This is a genomic window from Paenibacillus sp. sgz302114 (genome assembly GCF_056120345.1).
In genome coordinates, this window is the sequence record NZ_JBVYOI010000075.1 from 1 (window position 1) to 260 (window position 260).

Sequence of the window (260 nt, forward strand, 5' to 3'; positions counted from 1 at the left end):
TTACGCCTTGAAAACTGGATACGAACCTTTGCGAAGGTTTCTTGCTTAAATTCTAAGATTCATAAGTTTCACCTTATGTAGCGCTTAGAATTCTCCGGCATGAAACATCTTGCGCCAAAATACTCGGCTTCAATGTTTCACCTTGGCTGATTTTAACTTATTTAGGATAAGCCCTCGACCGATTAGTATTCGTCAGCTGCACACGTTGCCGCGCTTCCACCTCGAACCTATCAACCTGATCGTCTTTCAGGGGTCTTACA

At 43.5% G+C, this 260-nt stretch carries 1 rRNA gene; it reads right to left on the reverse strand.

What is annotated here, in order from left to right:
- Positions 1-162 precede the first annotated feature (162 nt).
- Positions 163-260: ribosomal RNA gene (locus AC0LWF_RS27995) — 23S ribosomal RNA — on the reverse strand; the annotation flags it as partial.